Source organism: Streptomyces sp. NPDC058231 (genome assembly GCF_042882275.1).
Classification (GTDB): Bacteria; Actinomycetota; Actinomycetes; order Streptomycetales; family Streptomycetaceae; genus Streptomyces.
In genome coordinates this window covers 1-5,208 of the sequence record NZ_JBHVWN010000138.1, presented here as the reverse complement: position 1 = coordinate 5,208, position 5,208 = coordinate 1, and the positions used below count along the sequence as shown (strand labels likewise).

Here is a 5,208-nt window from a genome sequence, read left to right as displayed (position 1 = left end):
AGCGGTCCTGACCGGGGGTACCGAAGAGGTACAGGATCAGGTCCTGGTCCAGGGTGATGCGGCCGAAGTCCATCGCCACCGTCGTGGTGGTCTTGTCCCCGGTGTGCGTCAGGTCGTCGATGCCCGCCGAAGCGGACGTCATCACGGCTTCGGTGCGCAGCGGGTTGATCTCCGAAACGGCACCGACGAACGTGGTCTTACCCACGCCGAAGCCCCCTGCCACCACGATCTTCGCGGAGGTAGTGGAGCGGGCCGCTCCGCCGCTAGAGCTTGCGAAGTCCACTGAGCACCCTTTCGAGCAGTGTCACATCTGGCTGGCCGCCGGCGGACTCGTCGCCGCCGGGCTGATGGATAGCGACGAGTCCGGCCTCGGCCAGGTCGGCTACGAGGATTCGGGCAACGCCGAGTGGGATCGTGAGAAGCGCCGAGATCTCGGCAACCGACTTGATCTCGAAGCACAGCCGGCAGATCCGCTGGTGCTCGGGCAACTGCCCTTGCAGCCGTGACGGTTCGGCCGTGGTACTGACCAACGCCTCAATGGCGAGCTGGTATCGCGGTCGGGTCCGGCCGCCGGTCATGGCGTACGGACGGACCAGCGGGTTGTGCGCCGCGGGAGCGGCCGGCTCGGCGGCGCGCCGCGGCTGCACCGGCTGAATCCGGGGCGGCTGGGGCGAGTCGAGCCGATGCGGCCGCTGAGGGTGCTGCGGCTGCTGTTGCTGGGGCCATCCGCCGTCGTGGGCCTGCGGCCAGCCGCCGTCCTGCGCCTGCCGGTACGGCTGCTGCTGGTACGGGGGCTGATAGGGCTGCTGTTGACCCTGTCTGCTGGGTGTGGAGGGGAAGTTGAAACGATTGTCCCCGTGCTCACCCGGAACCTGCTGACCACCGTCGTACTGGTGTCCGCCTGGGGGTGTTGCCACGTTTCCTCCTCCGACTGCCGGTCCCGAACCCAGTGGGGCCGCGCCACCGCACTTTATGGTGCGGTGGCGCGAAACGCACTGTCTGTCTATTAGTTAAGAAGACTTCCCTGCAGTTCGGCACGGAGGTCCGGCGTGAGCACAGTGCCCGCGCGGTCGACCAGAAGGGCCATTTCGTACCCAACCAGACCGATATCGGCGTCCGGGTGTGCAAGAACGGCCAGCGAAGATCCGTCGGAGATGGACATGATGAAGAGGAATCCGCGCTCCATCTCCACAACAGTCTGATTCACGGCGCCGCCCTCGAAGATCCGGGAGGCGCCCGCGGTCAGCGAGGTCAGGCCGGAAGCGACGGCCGCCAGTTGGTCGGCACGGTCCCGCGGGAATCCTTCGGACATGGCCAGCAGGAGTCCGTCGGCGGAGACCACCACCGTGTGCGACACCCCGGGGGTGTTGTCCACGAAGTTGGTGATCAACCAGTTGAGATTCTGCGCCGCCTGGCTCATCGGGCTCACACTAACGCTCCTGGTTGTAGGTATTACTTGCGTCCGAACCAGCGTTACGTCCCCGCTGAATGCCCCGTCGCAGGTTGCTCAACCTGCCCCGGACGTCCTCAGGGGCGCGGGAGACCTGAGGGCCGCCCTGCTGGGTCTGCTCCGCCGTGCCCTCGACCAGATTGGCCTTGGGTACGCGCCGGGGAAGTCCTGACGGGGTGACCCCGCCCGCCTTCGGCTCCCGGAGCTTCTCGGCCCGCTCCCAGCGCTCGTCGTTCGTCGAACGCCAGTCGTCGGACCCGTTCCCGTCCTGCGGCGCGGGCGACGGCCGCTGCGGCAATTCCTGCTGCTGCGGCTGCTGCTCTGCTGCGACGGGCTGGTCTTTTCCGCGGCCGGTGGGCTGCCAGTGCTGCTGACCGCCCCGCCGCGGCAGACCGGCTTCGGTCAGCTCGTTGCCGGAGTTCGGGGTGGGACCCGGACGGTCGAAGCCTACGCGCTCCTGCGGCTCCACGGGAGCGCTCGCAAGAGATTCCGGTTCGGTCTGCGGTATGGGCTCGTAGGTTGCCTGGTATGCGCCCTGATCTGCCCACTCTTCCTGATGGGGCCGGGTGGCGAACTGCTCCTCGTAGCTCTGCTGAGCGTTCTCGGGGACGGCATATGCCGACTCCGGATACTCACCCTGCGGCGCGTAGCCGGAGTGCTCCGGGTAGCCCGTGTCCGCGCGGTACGGATCGTAGGAACCGTCGTACGACGCCTGCGCGTACTGATCCTGCTCCTGCTCCTGCGCGTACTGCTCCTGCTGCCGGCCGTGCTGCGGGTCCTGAGCGTACGGATCGCCGTTGTACGCGGCCTCAGGGGAGTACGCGGCCTCCGGGCGGGAGGCGTCCGTGTACGGGGCGTCCGCGAACTGCGGGCGCTCACCGCCCGCCTGGGCCTCCAGCGCCGCCCGGCGCTCCTCACGCATCAGCGAGCGGCCCACCGGGTCCAGCTGTGTGGCGTCCGTCTCCGGCTGCTCGTACCGCGAGTCGTCGAAGCCGAGTTCCGCCGCCGTGCGCATCCGGGGCTGCTGCGGCTCGAACGACTGCTGCTGCGGGATGATCGAGGAGACGGTGAAGTCGTCCTGGGAGCCCATGGTCTCGGGGTTCTCGCCACCGCCACCGTGGGTGATCGCGTCCGGCAGCATGACCAGCGAGGTGGTTCCGGCCTGTTCGCCCGAGGGGCGCAGCTGGACCCGGATGCCGTGCCGGTCGGCGAGCCGGCCGACCACGAAGAGACCCATCCGCTGGGAGACCGCGGCGTCCACGGTGGGCGGGTTGGCCAGCTTGTGGTTGATGTCCGCGAAGTCCTCGGCGGTGAGGCCGATGCCCTTGTCGTGGATCTCGATCATCACGCGGCTGTCCGGCAGCCGGGTCGCGGTGACGCGGACCTTGGTCTGCGGCGAGGAGAACGTCGTGGCGTTCTCCAGCAGCTCGGCCAGCAGGTGCACGAGGTCGGTGACGGACTGACCGTGGATCTCGGTCTCCGGGACGCCGGAGAGCTCGATGCGTTCGTACGACTCCACCTCGGAGGAGGCGGCCCGCAGGACGTCGACCAGCGGAACCGGCTGGTTCCAGCGGCGGCCCGGCTCCTCACCGGCGAGGACGAGGAGGTTCTCGCCGTTGCGGCGCATACGGGTGGCCAGGTGGTCCAGCCGGAACAGGCTCTCCAGCTGGTCCGGGTCGGCCTCGTTGTTCTCCAGGTCGGTGATGAGGGTCAACTGGCCCTCGATCAGGGACTGGTTGCGGCGCGACAGGTTGGTGAAGATCGCGTTGACGTTGCCCCGCAGCATGGCCTGCTCGGCCGCCAGCCGCACCGCTTCGCGGTGCACCTGGTCGAAGGCGCGGGCGACCTCGCCGATCTCGTCCTGGGTGTTGATCGGGATCGGCTGGACGCGGGTGTCGACCCGGCCCGGCTCGGTCCGCGACAGCTGGTCGACCAGCATCGGCAGCCGCTGCTCGGCGATCCCGAAGGCGGCGGTACGGAGCCGGCGCATCGAGCGACTCATCTGCCGGGCCATGAGCCCGGCCAGGATGAAGGCGGCGAGCAGCGCGACCAGCACGATCGCGGCGTTGACGATCGCGTCGGTCTTGGCGCTGGACGAGATGTCCGCGGCCTCGGTGACCGCCTTGTCGACGAGCTCCTCCTCGACCGTGGTGTAGCCGTCGAACTTGGCGGTCGATGCGGCCATCCAGGTCGCGGGCGTGATGCCCTTGGCCGCAAGCTTGTCGGGCGACTTGCCCTGGCCGATCTGCTGGGCCATCCCGTCGAAGACCGAGCCGCCGATGCTGGGCGGCGCGACGAACGGCACACCGGCCGCGTCGGCCTGCTCCTTGGCGGTCTTGAGCTGCTTCGCACCCTCGGCCGCCTTGGCCGCCATGACCTGCTGCAGCCGCGTCGAGTCGGCCTCCGTACCGCCGGAGACGTACTCGCCGAGAGCGATCTGCTCCAGATAGTTGTACGAGCCGAAGGCCTTGACCTGGGCGTCGAACTTGGCGCTCTCCTGGCTCGGGCGCACCAGCAGGTGCATTCCGATGGAGCGCTGAAGCGATTCTGCTGCCTTGGCCAGCTCGATCGCGTAGACCGTACGGCCGTAGCTCGTGATGTTGCCGGTGCCGAGGCCGAGCTCGTTGCAGAACTCCATCAGGGAGTGCTGGACCTTGACGTAGCCCTCTTCCGTCTTCACCGGGTCCATGGCCTCGGCGTAGGCGGCCTTGCGCAGCTCGGGGAGCTTGGGCTCCTCCTGCCTGAACAGCTTCAGACGGCGCTGCAGCCCCTCCTTCTTCGGCAGGCTCTGCACGGCCGTGTCGAACTTGGCGGCGGCGTCGTCAGTGGTGGCGCGCACCTGCGAGACGACCGCGGCGTCGCGCTTGTTCGACAGCAGCGACTGGGCGGAGAGGTCACGCTCGTTGAGCAGCGCCTGCCCGTACTCCGAGGCCGCGCGCACGACCAGCGCGGTCTTCTCGGCGTCCTGGGCCTCTTTCCAGGTGTCGATCGACCCCTTCACCTGGAAGCCGCCCATGACGAGGCCGACCAGTACAGGGATCAGAAGGATCGCGTTCAGCCGGGTGGGCACCCGCCAGTTACGCGGGGCCAGCCGGCTGGTGCTGCCACCTGCCGGCACCGCCTCTGACACATCGGCGGGGGACGCCGCGGTGCGCGGCACCGGGGTGAAATTGCCCCGCTCCGGCTGCGGCGCGGAGCCCTCGTTGCTACGCCTCACTCGACCAACAACCTCTCGGCGTCGGCACCTACGCTGTGCCGTTTTTCGTTCAGGGCCGTACTACTCGGGAGTATCGTCGAATTGCAGCACGGGGACGGGCCGCGTTCCAAACACTCGGAATGAGCCATTCCGAGTGGTCCAAGCCTCAGATAAAACGGGCATAAAGAGCGAGCCCCGTCAAAAGGCGGGGCTCATGTGAGCACAGTGATACCGGCCGAATGCATCGGGTGTCGAAGCCGGGGCAATTCTCTGTCGAAACGTTATGAACTCGGGGGTGGATCGTGTCAAAGGACACAGTCCACCCCCGAGCGACTACAACAACTGCCGTACAGCTCTACTGACTTGCGGCGACTCCGCGGCTACTTCAGGCGGGCCATCAGCGCGTGCTCGACGAGCGTGATCAGCCCGCTCTTCGCATCCCCGCGGTGCCGGGCGTCCGTCGTGATGATCGGGGTGTCGGGGCCGATCTGCAGGGCCTCGCGCACCTCGTCGGGGGTGTAGGGCTGGTGTCCGTCGAAGCCGTTGAGGGCGATGACGAACG

4 protein-coding genes and 1 pseudogene are annotated in these 5,208 nt (G+C 68.1%); all 5 read right to left on the bottom strand.

The window, feature by feature from the left end; genetic code table 11:
- Window positions 1–283, bottom strand: a 283-nt coding sequence (locus ACFVXE_RS38555; protein ID WP_176902409.1) for an ATP/GTP-binding protein, incomplete at its 3' end; no start/stop codon positions are given.
- A complete protein-coding gene (locus ACFVXE_RS38550; protein WP_389678423.1) occupies window positions 264–917 on the bottom strand; it encodes a DUF742 domain-containing protein in 654 nt (217 codons plus the stop codon). The genes ACFVXE_RS38550 and ACFVXE_RS38555, both read right to left, overlap by 20 nt.
- 89 nt (window positions 918–1,006) lie before the next feature.
- Window positions 1,007–1,420 (bottom strand): roadblock/LC7 domain-containing protein, encoded by a 414-nt coding sequence (locus ACFVXE_RS38545; protein WP_030980891.1) that lies wholly within the window; start codon window positions 1,418–1,420, stop codon window positions 1,007–1,009.
- Window positions 1,421–1,430: 10 nt separating this feature from the next.
- A complete protein-coding gene (locus ACFVXE_RS38540) occupies window positions 1,431–4,667 on the bottom strand; it encodes a nitrate- and nitrite sensing domain-containing protein (RefSeq protein ID WP_389678422.1) in 3,237 nt (1,078 codons plus the stop codon).
- Between the two features lie 359 nt (window positions 4,668–5,026).
- Window positions 5,027–5,208: pseudogene (locus tag ACFVXE_RS38535) on the bottom strand (ATP/GTP-binding protein); the annotation flags it as partial.